Origin of the sequence: Fonticella tunisiensis (genome assembly GCF_004364155.1) — a bacterium.
Taxonomy (GTDB): domain Bacteria; phylum Bacillota; class Clostridia; order Clostridiales; family Caloramatoraceae; genus Fonticella; species Fonticella tunisiensis.
Window position 1 is genome coordinate 108126 of record NZ_SOAZ01000002.1, and the last position, 16389, is coordinate 124514.

General features: G+C 31.9%; 10 protein-coding genes. 8 read left to right on the plus strand and 2 right to left on the minus strand.

What is annotated here, in order from left to right; translation table 11 throughout:
• Window positions 1-12: 12 nt before the first annotated feature.
• The 8 genes from EDD71_RS01685 to EDD71_RS01720 all read left to right on the plus strand — a co-directional run bounded on the left by EDD71_RS01685 (window position 13) and on the right by EDD71_RS01720 (window position 13647).
• Window positions 13-3249 (plus strand): helicase-related protein, encoded by a 3237-nt coding sequence (locus tag EDD71_RS01685; RefSeq protein WP_133627000.1) that lies wholly within the window; start codon window positions 13-15, stop codon window positions 3247-3249.
• A 5-nt stretch (window positions 3250-3254) separates the two neighbouring features.
• On the plus strand, window positions 3255-4013 hold the full coding sequence (locus EDD71_RS01690) for a DUF4391 domain-containing protein (protein ID WP_207669256.1): 759 nt from the start codon (window positions 3255-3257) through the stop codon (window positions 4011-4013).
• Between the two features lie 14 nt (window positions 4014-4027).
• The gene (locus EDD71_RS01695) at window positions 4028-4915 is read left to right on the plus strand and encodes an STM4504/CBY_0614 family protein (protein WP_133627002.1); all 888 of its coding nucleotides are present in this window, start codon (window positions 4028-4030) and stop codon (window positions 4913-4915) included.
• Window positions 4916-5068: 153 nt separating this feature from the next.
• Window positions 5069-7201: a helix-turn-helix domain-containing protein gene (locus tag EDD71_RS01700; RefSeq protein WP_133627003.1), complete on the plus strand. Its 2133-nt coding sequence runs from the start codon at window positions 5069-5071 to the stop codon at window positions 7199-7201.
• A 431-nt stretch (window positions 7202-7632) separates the two neighbouring features.
• The gene (locus EDD71_RS01705) at window positions 7633-9456 is read left to right on the plus strand and encodes a site-specific DNA-methyltransferase (protein ID WP_133627004.1); all 1824 of its coding nucleotides are present in this window, start codon (window positions 7633-7635) and stop codon (window positions 9454-9456) included.
• A gap of 1 nt (window position 9457) precedes the next feature.
• A complete protein-coding gene (locus EDD71_RS01710) occupies window positions 9458-12388 on the plus strand; it encodes a type III restriction-modification system endonuclease (RefSeq protein ID WP_133627005.1) in 2931 nt (976 codons plus the stop codon).
• A gap of 205 nt (window positions 12389-12593) precedes the next feature.
• The gene (locus EDD71_RS01715; RefSeq protein ID WP_133627006.1) at window positions 12594-12947 is read left to right on the plus strand and encodes a CidA/LrgA family protein; all 354 of its coding nucleotides are present in this window, start codon (window positions 12594-12596) and stop codon (window positions 12945-12947) included.
• Entirely contained in the window at window positions 12940-13647 is a 708-nt protein-coding gene (locus tag EDD71_RS01720) for an LrgB family protein (RefSeq protein ID WP_133627007.1), read from the plus strand. Before EDD71_RS01715 ends, EDD71_RS01720 begins: the two co-directional genes overlap by 8 nt.
• A 163-nt stretch (window positions 13648-13810) precedes the next feature.
• Here EDD71_RS01720 and EDD71_RS01725 read toward each other — a convergent pair whose 3' ends face one another.
• Window positions 13811-14653 (minus strand): YjjW family glycine radical enzyme activase, encoded by an 843-nt coding sequence (locus tag EDD71_RS01725; RefSeq protein WP_133627008.1) that lies wholly within the window; start codon window positions 14651-14653, stop codon window positions 13811-13813.
• Window positions 14643-16169, minus strand: a complete 1527-nt coding sequence (locus EDD71_RS01730) for a YjjI family glycine radical enzyme (RefSeq protein ID WP_133627009.1) — start codon at window positions 16167-16169, stop codon at window positions 14643-14645. Before EDD71_RS01730 ends, EDD71_RS01725 begins: the two co-directional genes overlap by 11 nt.
• Between the last annotated feature and the right edge of the window lie 220 nt (window positions 16170-16389).

Sequence of the window (16389 nt, forward strand, 5' to 3'; positions counted from 1 at the left end):
GTGGGGATGGGAATGATAAATAAAATTGTTGATAATAAGCAGTATTTATTAGCAGGAGAAGTGCTAATGGAAAACATAGAAGAAGGAGCAAAGATTTCAATAGCTGCTGCATATTTTACCCTATATGCCTTTGAAGAACTAAAAAATGTAATGAAGAAGATAGATAAACTAAGGTTTATTTTTACAGAACCGGCATTTGTTAAAGTTGAAAATAAATATCTCAAGGAACAAGTTAAACAGAACGAAGAAAGAATACTTGGAATTGAAGAAGAGAATAAATATAGAAACAAATTAACTACCCCTTACGTTGCAAGGGAATTTGCAAAATGGCTTCAAGAAAAGGCAGAGTTTAAATCAATAAGTGGAACTAAAATTGAAGGAAGTCTTTATCATATTGAAAATAAAGATAAAAACACATTGATAATTGGTGGAATTCCTTTTTCAACAACGGGATTAGGGATGAACAATACAACAAATAATTTTATTGGAACAATATTAGAAGGAGAGGAAAAAAACAATCAATATATAAGATGGTTTGATAACATATGGAATAATAAGCATCTTCTTAAAGATGTTAAGGCGCAAATATTAAACAAGATTGAACTTTTATATAAAGATAATAATCCTGAATTTATTTATTTTGTTACCCTATATAACATATTTAAAGATTTTCTTGAAGATAATGAATCTAGAGAAAAAATACAATCAAAGACAGGATTTAAGGATACATTGATTTGGAAAAAACTATATAACTTTCAAAGGGATGCAGTTTTAGGTGCAATAAACAAAATTGAAACCTATGGTGGATGTATAATAGCTGATAGCGTTGGTCTTGGAAAGACATTTGAGGCTCTTGCAATAATAAAATACTACGAACTTAAAAACTACAGGGTTCTTGTTTTAGCACCTAAAAAGCTTCGTGAAAACTGGCTAATTTTTAGACAAAATGATAGAAGAAACATATTCCTGCAGGATAGATTTTCATATGATCTTTTAAATCACACAGACCTTTCAAGAAAGTTTGGTAAAAGTGGAGATATAGACTTAGAACATATCAACTGGGGTAATTATGATTTAGTTGTAATTGACGAGTCCCACAATTTCAGAAACAATGAAGCAAGAAATGACAGAGAAACAAGATATGAAAAATTAATGAGTGATATCATTAAATCTGGAGTAAAAACTAAGGTTTTAATGCTTTCGGCAACGCCTGTAAACAATAGGCTCCAAGATTTGAAAAACCAAATAGCATTCATAACAGAAGGAAAAGATAATGCACTTGAGGATACTGCAAATATTCAAAGCATAAGCAAAACACTTCAAAAGGCCCAATCTCAATTTAATAAATGGTCAAGCCTTGATGAAGAGGAAAGAACAACGGAAAAACTTTTAGAAATGCTGAATTGGGATTATTTTAAACTTCTTGATGCCCTTACAATTGCACGTTCAAGAAGACACATAGAAAAGTATTACAACATAAAGGACTTGGGAGATTTCCCAATAAGAAATAAACCTAAAAATATAAAGGAATCAATAGATATTTATGACCAATTTCCACCGATAGATAAAATAAACAACGATATATTAAGATTAAAACTTGCTGTTTATTCTCCAATGAAATATATTTTACCTCAAAAAGCTGAGTATTATAGCAAAAAATATGATACAGTTGTTAAGGGTGGTAAATCAGTATTTAGGCAGACCGACAGAGAAAACAGCTTGATATACTTAATGAAGGCAAGTCTGTTTAAAAGACTTGAAAGTTCTATTTATTCATTTTCAAAAACAATTAGCAGCATAATACAAAACATAGAAATAACGCTTAATAAAATTGAACAAAGGCAAAGCACACTGGAAATCAATACTGAAAAAATAAGTGAAATTTCAGAGGAAGCAGAAGAACTATTTATAGGGGATAATGTAAAAATATTTATAAATGATATAGACCTTATAAAATGGAAGCAGGACCTTTTATTTGATAAGGAAATATTAGAGATGCTGCTACGAAAATCCCAAAGCATTACCCCTGATAGGGATAAGAAACTTCAAAGGTTAAAAGAAGAAATAGAAAACAAAATTAAAAACCCTATAAATCCAGGCAATAGAAAAGTTTTAGTTTTTACTGCCTTTGCGGATACTGCTGAATATATTTATGAAAATATATCAAAGTGGGCAAAGGAAAAATTTAATATACATTCAGCCCTTGTTACAGGTTCAGTAAATCCAAAAACAACAATGAAGCTAAATAGGGTTGACTTTAACAACGTCCTTCTGCACTTTTCACCTGTCTCAAAGGAAAGAGAAAAAATTTATCCAGAGATAAAAGAAGAAATCGATATTATGATTGCTACTGATTGTATTTCAGAAGGACAAAACCTGCAGGATTGTGACTACCTAATAAATTATGATATCCACTGGAACCCGGTTAGAATAATCCAGCGTTTCGGCAGAATAGACAGAATTGGAAGCAAAAATAAATACATTCAGCTTGTTAATTTCTGGCCATCTATGGAGCTTGATGAATATATCAACTTGATTGATAGGGTCAAAGAAAGAATGATGATGGTTGATGTTTCGGCAACCGGGGAAGAAAATATAATAGATGAAAAGAGCAATGAAATGAAGGATTTAGAATACAGAAGAAAGCAGCTATTAAGCCTTCAAAATGAAATAATTGATTTAGAGGATATACAAGGAAATATCTCGCTAACTGATTTTACCCTTGATGATTTTAGGATGGATCTTTTGAATTATTTGGAAGAACATAAAAAAGAGGTTTTAGAAGCTCCAAAGGGAATATATGCGATAGTTAGAAATGAAAATACTAAATTAAATGAAGAGATTGAAAAGGGAGTTATTTTCTGCTTAAAGCAAATAAAGTATAATGAAAGCAATAATCTTAAAAATCCGTTATATCCATATTACTTGGTTTATGTTAAGGACGATGGTGAAATCTCATACACTTATACAAATGTTAAAAAGATTCTGGATATATACCGTTCCTTGTGTTTTGGTAAAAAGGAAGTTTTTAAGGAATTAGTTGAAGAGGTTAATAAAGAAACTAAGTTTTGCAAAAATATGGACAAGTACAGGGAGCTTTTAAAAAGTGCAGCAGATGAAATAACGGGAAAAATAGAACAGGATGTTGCACTAAGCATATTTCAGCTAGGAAGCCTTAATGAACTTTTGGATGATAATAATATCGATTTAGAGGATTTCGAATTGATAACGTTTTTAATTATAAGGTGATGGGGATGTGGGATTTTTTTAATTTTATTGAACTTGATAAAAAGGTAAGGCCAGTTAATATAAAAATTGACAAGAAGACTATTTATGAAAATATTGACTTAAGCTCATCTGAAAGGAAAATCATAGCAGAATGTATTGAAAAGATTGAAATTGCCTATGTTTTAAACTCAAAAAACATAAACATTCAGCCATATTCTGATGAGAATATGAAATATGAATCTATTGCCTTTATCGGAATTAAAATGAGAAAAAAGGAAAAGGTTGAAAGGATTGCTGAGATTTTAAACTGTTCAATCCCCAACCCTATAGCTTTGGTTTTTGAATTTGAAGAAAGTATATTAATTGCAACTGCTCTGAAAAGACTAAGTAAAATAGATAAAAATAGGGCAGTTTTTGAAAAAATTAATTTAACTGATTGGATAAACCTAGATAATATTGATGACTTACAATTGCAATTTATAAATGCAATTAAAATGTCAAACCTTCCTTACACAGATTTTTATGAGTTCTATTCCGCAATTGATGAAGCTGTTTTCTTGATAAATAATTCTTGTATCGTAAAACAATTTAAAATATCACAAAACGAGGAAGAAAGAATCCACAAAAAGGATATTATCGAAAATATTAAGAGTCTTGAAGAAAAACTTGCAAAGATACAAATTAGGATAAACAAGGAAAAGCAGTTTAATAAGAAACTTGAGCTTAATATTGAAGCAAGTAAGATAAAGGATGATATAGAGGGGTTAAAAATGAACTTAAATTAGGGGGTAATAAGAAAATGATTTTTGAATTATATTCAAAACGACAAAAAAGGTTAAATCAAATAGAAGATATTTTTGTATATGATATTATACCGGAGAAGTTAAGGCATCAAATCATTCATATATGGAATGATTCAATTAATTATGAGCTATGGGAAGAAATACATAATATTATGGCAAGAGAATTAGGTGTTCCACAATTATCTAAATATGGTAATAGTGCAAAAGAAAAATCTATTTGTTTTTTTATTCAAGCTAATACAGAAGAGGCATTAGACTTTGTAGAGCTAACTTTTTTTACTATAGATAAAGTTATAAGGGATTTGCCATATTTTAAAAAATCAGAATTAAAAATGGATGCTGATAGTGCTATTGAAGAACTAAATTATAGATTTATAGAAAATGGCATAGGTTATGAGTTTGTAAATGGAAAAATTATAAAAATAGATTCCAAAATAGTTCATAATGAAATAGTAAAACCAGCTATAAAGTTACTTTATGAAGAGGAATTTGATGGTGCAAATAACGAATTTTTGAAAGCTTATGAGCATTATAGAAGAGGAAATTATAAAGAAAGTATAGTCGAAGCTTTGAAATCATTTGAAAGTACTATGAAAACGATATGCAGAAGATGTAATATTATTTATGAGGAACATTATACAGCTTCTAAATTAATAAGTATCTTGATTAATAATGGGATAATACCATCATATTTGAATAATCATTTTACAGGATTGAGGACTACATTGGAATCAGGATTGCCAACTTTACGCAACAAAACAAGTGGACACGGTCAAGGAGAAAATCTAATAGAAATACCAAGTTATTTTGCATCGTATGCGATTAATTTGACTGCAACAAATATTATTTTTCTAATTAATGCGTTTAAAAATTATCAAAAATAGGAAATAATAGGCAAAAACATATTTGAGTTTATTTATATTAAAAAAGGAAAATAAATGCATTTTTAAAAGAATTAATTATAGTTTACATATATTTCAAATACTATTTATTATTATAGGTTTATCATAAATAAATTTTAGGAAAGGAAGATAAATATGCAGTCTAATGATGAATTCTTAGATAATATAAATAAATTAATAATATCATTGAAGCTTGCACAGAGAGCGGAACTAATTAGTGAAGAAAATAATAAAAATATTATTGATAAATTATATGTGGACCCTCTTCCTAACGAGGCAATATTTAAACAGGTAATTGAAGATTCAACTGTTTTTTTAATAGGGAGAAAAGGAACTGGAAAATCAACTATATTTGCAAGAGCACAGGAATACTTTAGACATCAAGATAAAGAAATATCAGCTTATATAGATGTTAAGACTCTATATGGTAAATCAATTTCTCAAGATATTAAATTAGAATCACATAATGAATATATACATAAATTACTATTATTACAGAATTTTGTCTTACAAGTTCTAAGTGAATTAATAAGTGAACTTGAGAAAAACTTAGAAAATAAATCTACCATAGGTAAGATGCTTAAGAAAAGTAATTATACAAAAACAAAATTGCGCTTAACAGAACTTAAGGAAAGAATAAAAAAACCTGAATTTACAGATGTTAGTCTTATAGTTCAAAGTTCAAATCAATTAAAAGGGATAGTGAGTGTAGAGAAAGCCAATGATGTTAATTTTCGAATGAAAGGAAATATATCTAAGACAGATTCTTCGCTTGAAACAGCATATGATGGAGTTATGGGTATAAAAAATAGTTCGTCTGATGAAGAAATGAGGCAATTTTCATCTATATTATTAAGACATTTCAGTATCAAGGATTATATGGAAAGTATATCTGAAGAATTAAAATCATTAGGTATAAATAAGACGCACATATTTTTAGATGATTTTTCTGAGATAGATTTTGAAGCACAACAAGTTTTTGTTAATACTATTTTAGCCCCATTAAACAATTGGTCAGAAAAGTTTTTCAGGTTTAAAATAGGGTGCTATCCAAAAAGAATTTTTTACGGTGATATTGATAAGGGTAAGATAAATGAAATTAACTTAGATTATTATAATATTTATAAAGTTAAGGATTTGCCAGAACTTGAAGAAAAAGCTATTGATTTTTTGGACAGGCTCCTATTAAAAAGATTTAAGTTTTATCTTGATGAGCATCCTTCTATAATATTTCAAATAGATAATAAAGACAATACATGGGAGAGTTATAAAGAATTATTATTTCAAATATCAATGAATATACCACGTGTTCTTGGATATATACTTGATTATTGTTATAAGAGTGCATTAATTTATGGTAAAAAGATTACAAAAGCATTGCTAGAAGAAGCTGCACAAAAATATTATGAAAATCAAGTGGCCTACTATTTCGAAAAAATTAATTATTTAGCAGAGGCGTTCAATGAAAACCTTGATAGGCATGCACAACAAATTCTTATGAATAAAATTGTTGAAAAAGCAAAAGAGTTAAAGACTAAACTTGCAAATGAAGATACTCAACTATTTAAAGATATACCTAAGAATAAAATTCCAACAAGCCATTTTTATATAAAAAAAGGATATGAAAAGTTTTTCTATTCATTAGAATTAAATTACTTTGTTACAAAATATTATGAACAATCTGACAGAGATGGAGTGCCAATAAGCATTTATTCTATAAATTATGGATTATGTAAGGCTAATAATATATTATTTGGAAGACCTAAAGGTGATTCTAAATACAGAAAATACTATATTTCGAGACATTTTGATTATAATGAATTCTTAGAGAAATATTTATTAGGACAAACTAAGTTTATTTGTAACAAATGTGGAGCAATCTATGATTTTAACGAATACGATATTTTGAGCAAGATTGATATGTTATGCTATAAAGGTTGTAAAGAAAAAGGTTTTATTGAAGAAAAATACTATTTTGAAAATAAAGATTTATTTAATAACGTAGAAAAAGAAAATTTATTATCAGAAATTGAGCTAGATATTTTACATTTATTATATCAGAATGAAGATTTAGACTTACATGCTGCATTAATAGCAAAAGAATTAGATTGTTCTTATCAATTAATAGCTAAACGAGCTACTCTTCTTGAAGAAAAAGGACTACTGACGAAGAATCAGGTAAATGTTGATGGCATTTCAAGGAAGGTATATAAAATTACAGATAAAGCAAAAAAAATATATTTTGAAAATAGTAATAAGAATTATTAATATTGAATCTCTTCATATGAATTGAGTAGTAATGAAAGTTAAACAGTGATTATATAGATTTTATTTTAAATGATGCGATAGCTGAATATTATAATTTTATAAGTTATTTCCATATTATACAACTTAATTCGAAGTTATAATAAATACATATGAACTTTATGTTATATAACTCACGTTTTGCTAAGGACATAATTTTTTAATTATTTTATGATTTATGCGAAATCAATACTTATAATGGAATAAATAAAAATATTAACTGGTGTTATATTTTATGCTTAAAAGTTGTTAGGAGAAATTCTGTATAATTATAAGCTTCACATTAGTAAATAACTTTTAGCGAAATATGAGATATAATATAATTCTTGCTCTATTTTTAAACAGTAATTTAGTTAGTAATCTAGGTATTACAAAATTCAAAATGAGGTGGTATAATGCAAAAAATGGATGGAAAATCAATGGATTTAACAAAGGAAAATATAGAGGCTTTAAAAAAGCTCTTTCCTGAGGTTGTAACTGAAGGGAAAATAGATTTTGAAAAATTAAAGGTAATCCTTGGAGAAAACATAGAAAAATCAAATGAAAGATATGAATTTACATGGAATGGTAAAACTGCAGCAATGAAACTTGCCCAAACTCCTTCAATGGGAACGCTAAGACCAGATAGGGAAAGCAGCAAAAATTGGGATTCAACAGATAACCTTTACATAGAAGGAGATAACCTCGAGGTTTTAAAGCTTCTTCAAAAGTCCTACTTTGGAAAGATAAAGATGATCTATATCGATCCTCCATACAATACAGGAAATGATTTTGTCTATAAGGATGATTTTAGGGACAATATTAAAAACTATAAAGAAATAACCAAGCAAACGACAAAAGCAAACCCTGAAACCAGCGGAAGATACCATACCGATTGGCTTAACATGATGTATCCAAGGCTTAAGCTTGCAAGAAACCTTTTGACTGAGGATGGAGTTATTTTTATAAGTATAGATGACAATGAAGTTGCCAATTTGAAGAAGATTTGTGATGAGATTTTTGGCGAGGAAAATTTTATTGCTAATATTATATGGGAAAGGTCATTTTCTCCTGTAAACCTTAAAAAACATTTTTCAATAAATCATGATTATATTATTTGTTATTCAAAAAATATAGATTTAACTATATGTAATGGATTGAAAAGAACTGATGAAGCAGATAATAGATATAGAAATCCTGACAATGATTCAAGAGGTCCATGGATGTCAGATAATCTAACAGTTGGACCAGCAATACCTGAAAAAGTTTATGAAATAACTACCCCAAGCGGTAGAAAGGTTCTACCTCCTAATGGATACTGTTGGCGACTTACGAAAGAAAGATTTGAAGAATTTTTAGCTGATAATCGAATTTGGTTTGGAGAGGATGGTAATAATGTACCTCGGATAAAACGTTTCTTGTCAGAAGTTAAAGAAGGTATTACACCAATGACTATTTGGAAATATACGGATGTTGGACACTCCCAAGAGGCAAAACAAAAGTTAAAAGATTTGTTTGATGGAAAAGCATATTTCGATTATCCAAAATCAATAGAGTTAATTAAAAGATTGTTAGTACTTTACTCTAATAGTGATTCCCTCATCCTCGACTTCTTCTCAGGCTCTGCAACAACAGCCCATGCAGTTATGCAGCTTAATGCAGAGGATGGGGGAAATAGAAAATTCATAATGGTTCAGCTTCCAGAGCCAACTCCTGAGAATTCAGAGGCCTATAAGGCAGGGTATAAAAATATTTGCGAGATAGGAAAGGAAAGAATAAGACGAGCTGGGGAAAAGATTAAAGCCGAGACTGGAAAAGAGGACTTGGATATAGGATTTAAGGTGTTTAAGCTTGATGAATCCAATATCAAAACATGGGATCCTGATTATGACAATCTTAAAGCAACACTTGAGGACATGGCAAACAATATTAAAGAAGGCAGAACAAAAGAAGATGTTCTGTTTGAAATAATATTGAAGTTGGGATTAGAGTTAAATGTTCCAATCGATGAGATAAAAGTTAATGATAAAGTAATATATAATGTTGGAAAAGGAGCTTTAATTGTTTGTCTTGAGGATGATATAACAGAGGATATATTAAATGAAATACCAAAGCACAAATCTGAATTTATGGAAACAAGAGTTGTGTTTAAGGATAATGCCTTTAAAAAGGATGCTGATAAATTAAATGCCGTTCAAAATTTAAAACAACATGGTATCCTTGATGTAAGGAGTGTTTAAAATGAAGCTGCAGTTTAAATCTGACTTAAAATATCAGCTTGAGGCTGTAATGTCAGTTGTTGATATATTTAGTGGACAACCAGTAAAGCAGTCAAACTTTACTGTTATAACAGGTGAAGTTTTTGGAATAGAACAAAGGGACCTTGGAATAGGAAACAGGCTTGAACTTACACAGGATGAAATACTAAAAAACCTTCAGCAGGTTCAGATGAGAAATGGCCTTCCAAGAAGTGAAAAATTGGAGGGAATGAATTTTACAGTTGAGATGGAAACGGGAACGGGTAAAACCTATGTATATCTTAGAACGATTTATGAACTTAATAAAAATTACGGCTTTACCAAGTTTATAGTGGTTGTTCCGTCGGTTGCAATAAGGGAAGGGGTATATAAGACAATTCAAATAACAAAGGAGCATTTTGATGAGCTGTATGATAATGCTCCAGTAGATTATTTTATATATGATTCTTCAAAACTTGATCAGGTTAGAAACTTTGCTACATCACCCAATATTCAAATTATGATAATAAACATTGATGCATTTAGGAAAAGCTTTGTTGATCCTGAAAAAGAGGACAAGGCGAATATTATTCACAGGCCAAATGATAGACTTAATGGATTAAGACCAATCGATTATATAAAAGAAACGAATCCAATAGTTATAATAGACGAACCGCAAAGCGTTGATACAACGGATAAATCAAAGGAAGCAATAGCATCATTAAACCCTATATGCACATTAAGGTATTCTGCAACCCATGTTGATAAATACAACATGGTTTATAGGCTTGATGCTGTAGATGCCTATGAGCAAAAGCTGGTTAAAAGAATAGAAGTTTTATCAGTTAAATCGGAGGAAGCTTTTAATTTGCCCTATATAAAGCTTTTAGAAGTAGGCGAGAGAAAGGCAAAGATTGAATTAGATGTTGAAAGCAGAGGAAAAGTTAGAAGAACTTCTAAAACGGTTAAACTTGGAGATGATTTGTTTGACATTTCCGGTGAGAGGGAAATTTATAGGGGATATAAGGTTGAAGATATAAGCTGGGGCGAAGGAGAAGAGTATATCGAGATAAACGGAATAAGAATCGATCTAAATCAATCCGTTGGCGATATCGACGATGATGAAATAAAAAGGTTTATGATAAGAAAAACAATTGAAGAGCATCTTGACAAGGAACTTAAACTAAGGCATAAAGGAATAAAGGTTTTAAGCCTTTTCTTCATAGATAGGGTTGCAAATTATAGGGACTATGATGGGGAAGGAAACCCTGTAAAGGGGAAATATGCCAAAATGTTTGAAGAGGAGTACAGGAAGCTTATAAAAAAGCATAAATATAACACCCTTTTCAAGGATATTGATGTTGATGCGGAAATCGAAAGAATTCACAACGGCTACTTTGCACAGGATAAGAAGGGAAGGCTTAAGGATACAAAGGGTAATACAGAGGCTGATAATGACGTATATAACCTTATTATGAGGGATAAGGAAAGACTTTTAAGCCTTGACGAACCTTTAAGATTTATATTTTCCCATTCAGCTTTAAGGGAAGGATGGGATAACCCTAATGTGTTTCAAATTTGTACTCTTAAAGATTCCTCTGGAACGTATGTTAGTAGAAGGCAGGAAATAGGAAGGGGTTTAAGGCTTGCCGTTGATAATAGTGGAAAAAGAATTGAGGATCCTAATATAAATACATTAACTGTTATGGCAAACGAGTCATATAAGGAATTTGTTGAGAAGCTCCAAACTGAAATTGAAGAGGATACGGGAATTAGATTTGGTGTTGTTGAAAAGCACATTTTTGCAGGATTATCCTTTACAAATGAAGATGGTGAAGCTGTTCCATTGGGCTATGAAAAATCTGAAAAACTATATGATTTGCTAACTAAAAGAGGATATATTGATAAAGATGGCAAGATGACAGCTGTTTTAAAGGAAGCCCTTGAAAATGAACAGGTCGAATTATCCTATGAATTCAATAACTGGTATCCTGCAATAATAAGGGAGCTCAAACATAGAGCAAGCAGATTAAAGATAAAGGATGCAAACAAAAAGACAAAGGTTCAGCTTAATAAGGCTGTTTTGGAAAGCGAAGATTTTAAAGCTTTATGGGATAAGATAAAGCAAAAAACCATATATTCACTTGATTTTGATAGTGAAAAGCTAATTGAAAAATGCGTTGAAAATATAATGAGGATGCCCAAAATACATGCATCTCAATTAGTAAGCCAAAAGGCAAGAATAAACATCGAAAGGGATATGGGGGTATCTGAGCAAGTTGTCAGGGAAGATGTTGAGGAAGTAAATATTAAAAATAACTTACCTGATATTTTAACTGACCTTCAGAACAAAACAAGTCTTACAAGAAAAACTCTTGTTGAAATTTTAATAAAGTCTAATAGACTTGAAGATTTTAAAAGAAATCCTCAAAAATTTATAGAACAAGTAGCTGAGATTATAAAAAGGGAATTAAGGCTTTTTGTTGCTGATGGAATAAAATATCATAAAATAAATGACTATTATGCAGTAGAATTATTCAACAGTGAAGAACTCCTTGCTTATTTGAATGAAAATGCAGTTAAAAGCAAAAAATCACCCTTCGATCATGTTTTATACGATTCAGATATAGAGGAGAGCTTTGCAAAGAAATTTGAGAATGATGAAAGGGTTAAGGTTTATGTAAAGCTTCCAGGCTGGTTTAAAATAGACACACCCCTTGGCTCATATAACCCAGACTGGGCCGTTGTAATAGATAAGGATGGAGAAGAAAAATTATATTTTGTTGTTGAAACAAAAGGAACTGATATATTTGAACTTTTAAGACCAGAGGAGCAGCTTAAGATAAAATGTGCAGAAAAGCACTTTAAAGAGTTAGGAACAGAGGTGGAATTTAGAGCACCTGTAAAGGATGCAGAAAGATTTATGCGTGTATAAGAAAACTCAGGAGCCAGCCTCCTGAGTTTTTTGGCTTCGGTTTATTCTGCTTTTTTTAATGTAAGAGAAAAGGTGAGGGGAAAAATGGGCGGGAGAATTTCAATGAACAAAGGATTTTTAGTTTTTTTAAAACATAGGCAGGTTGAGTCAAATGTAGAGTAAGTGCTATAATAAATTTGTTATTTTTAACTCGGAGTGACCAAGGATGAAATTAATTAGAGAACTATCAATTGTGTTGGCTATATCTTTTGCAGGAGAGTTGCTGCATAGATTTTTCATTTCTGCGATACCCGGAAGCGTAATTGGAATGTTACTGCTTTTCGGAGCTTTGTGTATGGGTATTTTAGATGTAAAAGAGATTGAAACAACAAGTGAGTTTTTATTAAAACATCTTGCATTCTTTTTTGTGCCTGCAGCGGTTGGATTGATAACATGTTTAGGAATTATAAGCAGTAATTTAATTGGCATTTTAGGCGTTTTGGTTATTTCTTCAGTAGTAGTTATAATTACAACAGGTTTCACAGTACAAATTTTAAAAAGGATGATGAAAAATGGATAGTTTAATGAGCTCTCCAATATTTGGAGTAATGTTATCAGCCATTGCCTTTGAAATAGGAAATATATTATATAATAAAACCAAAGTTTCCTTATTTAATCCTCTGCTTATTAGCCAGGTTTTAATAATAGCAATTCTTTCAAAATTTAAAATAAGCTTTAATGACTATAATATGGGTGGACAAATAATCTCCTTTTTCTTAATACCCTCAACCGTAATTCTTGCTGTTCCACTTTACAAGAAAATTAAACTATTAAAAGCTTACTCCATACCTATAATTGGAGGTATCGCAGCAGGATCAATCTCTGGAATAGTAAGCATAATTTTACTATCAAAATTGTTTCATCTGGATAAGGTTTTACTCTCTTCTTTAGTACCAAAGTCTGTAACCACCCCTATCGGAATGGAAATTTCAAAACAAATCGGGGGCATTCCAGCAGTAACCGTGGCCTCAATAGTCGCTACGGGAATAATTGGTTCTGTTATAGCGCCATATATTTGTAAAATGTTTAAAATAACTGATGAAATAGCCGTAGGTATAGCGATAGGAACATCTTCACATGCTATAGGAACCGCAAAGGCGTTGGAGATTGGTGAAGTTGAAGGTGCCATGAGTGGACTTGCCATAGGGGTTGCAGGATTAGTTACTGTTTTTGCTGCACCCTTAATAATAAGGCTTTGTCAGGCGTTATCCATACTGTAGGGAGATATTCTCTGCCACATGAAATCAAGGCGTGAGGGGGTTGTCTTCTATTTGAAAGGATGAAAATGATGTGGATGGTATAAGATATAGAAAGAGGATATTTCTGCAAAGCTTGTGAAGGTCCTTGATAAGAAGGAAGCATCTTAAACCGATGCTTCCTTTTTTAAATAATTAATTCAACTTTTCTTACTCCAATATCCCTTATCTTCTCCCCGAGCTGCCTTACATACTCCGCGGATGGTACCTTATCCTTCACCTTTTCCTTTTGTTCATCTCTGAGACCCTGGGTATGAACCCTTATAAGCTTGTATATAACTTCAGGATACTCTTTAAGGATAGAGGCAACCGTAAACAGGGTATTTTCAACATCCATGTAATCTTGAATAATTACTGATCTAACTTCGTATACCTTATTCAGCCTTAGCAGATATTTAAGGTTCTCAATATTATTTTTCATGGTTGTTCCGCATAATATATCTATATTGTCAATGGCCTTTATATCAACCATAAACTTATCCGCAGCCTCAATCAGCCCGGAAATCCTTTCCCTATCAAAGAACCCATTAGTATCCACAAAGCAGGTAAGGCCCAGAGGTTTGACCCTTTTAAAAAGCTCCGTTATAAACTCCGCCTGAAGAGTAGGCTCCCCCCCTGAAACCGTAATACCCCTTATGAAAAGCTTGTAATCGTCAATTATTTTATATAATTCATCCACAGTATATATTTTTGCTCTTGGAGATGAATTATACCTACAGGTTTTTATGCATCTGTCACACTCAGTGCATACTTTTTCATCATATATTACACCTTCATCACAGGTTTTAAGGGCTCCCGAGGGACATCCTGAAACGCAGGCCATACAGCTAATACATCTGTTTATTGTTTCAGGATTATGGCAATATATGCAGCTAATATTACAGCCCTGAAAGAAAATCGCCAGCCTGTTGCCCGGGCCGTCTACATTTGAAAAGGGTATTATCCTGTTAACTACGGCTTTATTTTCCATCTACTCTTACTCTTCTTTCAAATACGTGGGCCCTGTCGTTTGTGCCGTATCCTAATATATCCGTATCCCTCAGGGTAGCATGGCCCTGGCCTGCTTTAAATGCATCGCTTTTCTTAACCAGGTAACCGGTAACCCTTATAAGATCTGTATTGTGAAGGTATGTTGTTATATATCTTGCACCTGAGGCGAAGGCACCCTCTATAATATCGAGTACCGCATCAAGTTTGTTGAGGTAAGTCTGATCCAGTGCAAACAAATCCCCTGTGCCTGAAGTGAAGTATTCATGGAATGGAGACGCCTGCCTGATATGGACAGGAAGAATTGGTTCCTCTCCTACCCTTATTCTATGGGCCGGGGTATTGTCATAATCCTCCTGGCTGAGGCTTGCTCCTACCTGTGCATGCAGTAGATATCTGTTGTTGGTTCTTTCACAGTACACGCCTTCGTGGCTGTTTGCAATATCAGATATTACCTTTAAAATGCTGTGACCTATTTCATCACCTCTTTTTGAAGTACCAAACTTCTCATTCAGCCCTTCAAGCTTTAATATATAGTTTACAGCATCTGCAAGACCTACTATTCCAAACATGGCTGAGAAGTTTTCCCTCTTTATAAAGCCTTCCTTTACAAGGAAAGAGGTTTCAAAGAAGTTTGATTTTTCAACAAGGAAGCGAATTCTTTTATCTATCATAGAAGCCATGGCCCTTGTTACCTTAGGCAATCTATCACTTAAAAGTTCGTCAAGGGACCTTACTCCCTTAACTATTGTACCAAGTCTAAGCCTTGGAAGAGTGTATGCTCCTCCTCCATGTGGCAGTGCATTATAACAGCTTACTATTCTGTGGTCTCCCAAGTCACTATAGTATTTTTTATTATTACTGAAGGAAGGCTTTGAAACTCTTAAACAAGCCTCTGCAGCTTTAAGTGCAAAATCCCTTGGAGTTATATCCTTATCATATCTGATTGTCATATTGGGAGTTGGGTTTTCAAGCTCAATTATAGCTCTTAATATAAGCTCGCCGGCCTTTGTTTTTTCAGGACCAATATCGGCATGGCAGAATGAGTCAGGTATGGCCTTATCAACATGGTTTAAAAATCTCTTGATTTTTATATAATCCTTTTCTTCGTCGGTTATAAAGGGTTCCATAAGCTTATCGAGATCCCCTATAAATACCGGAAAGGATGTGATTGAGGGGACGTGGTTATATAAAATTAGAAGGCTATCGAGAAGCTCATCCAGATCTGTCGGAGGTTTTAAATCAAGGAACTTGCAGCCTTTAGATAAAAGAACATAGTAATCTGGAACTATATACCTTGGACGATAAATCGCGTAGCCTTCATTTAAGTCGCATATCATATCGTTTTCAATATACATCATTTCCTCATCGGTATACTCCAGTATTTCTCTGGGATCTAAAAGCCTCTCTGCAATATTTGCAAGATTATAAAGCTTTTGTTGATATGTTAAGCCTTTACTTGTTACAACGTCTAAAATATCACTCATTTTTGACCTCATATTAGAACTCCCCCTTCATTTAGATAATAGATATGCTGCTGAAAAACTGCGACTTATAATTTTGAATATCTTTATGTTTTTATTTTACAACAGGGATAGGTAAGTAACAATAGATGAAAACGGTTCGTCACAAAATGTGATTTAGTATGCTTTTACTTCATATCAGGTATTGTGAACTGTCCCTATAATCAAGAGTGAATAAGCATATTTTAACATTATT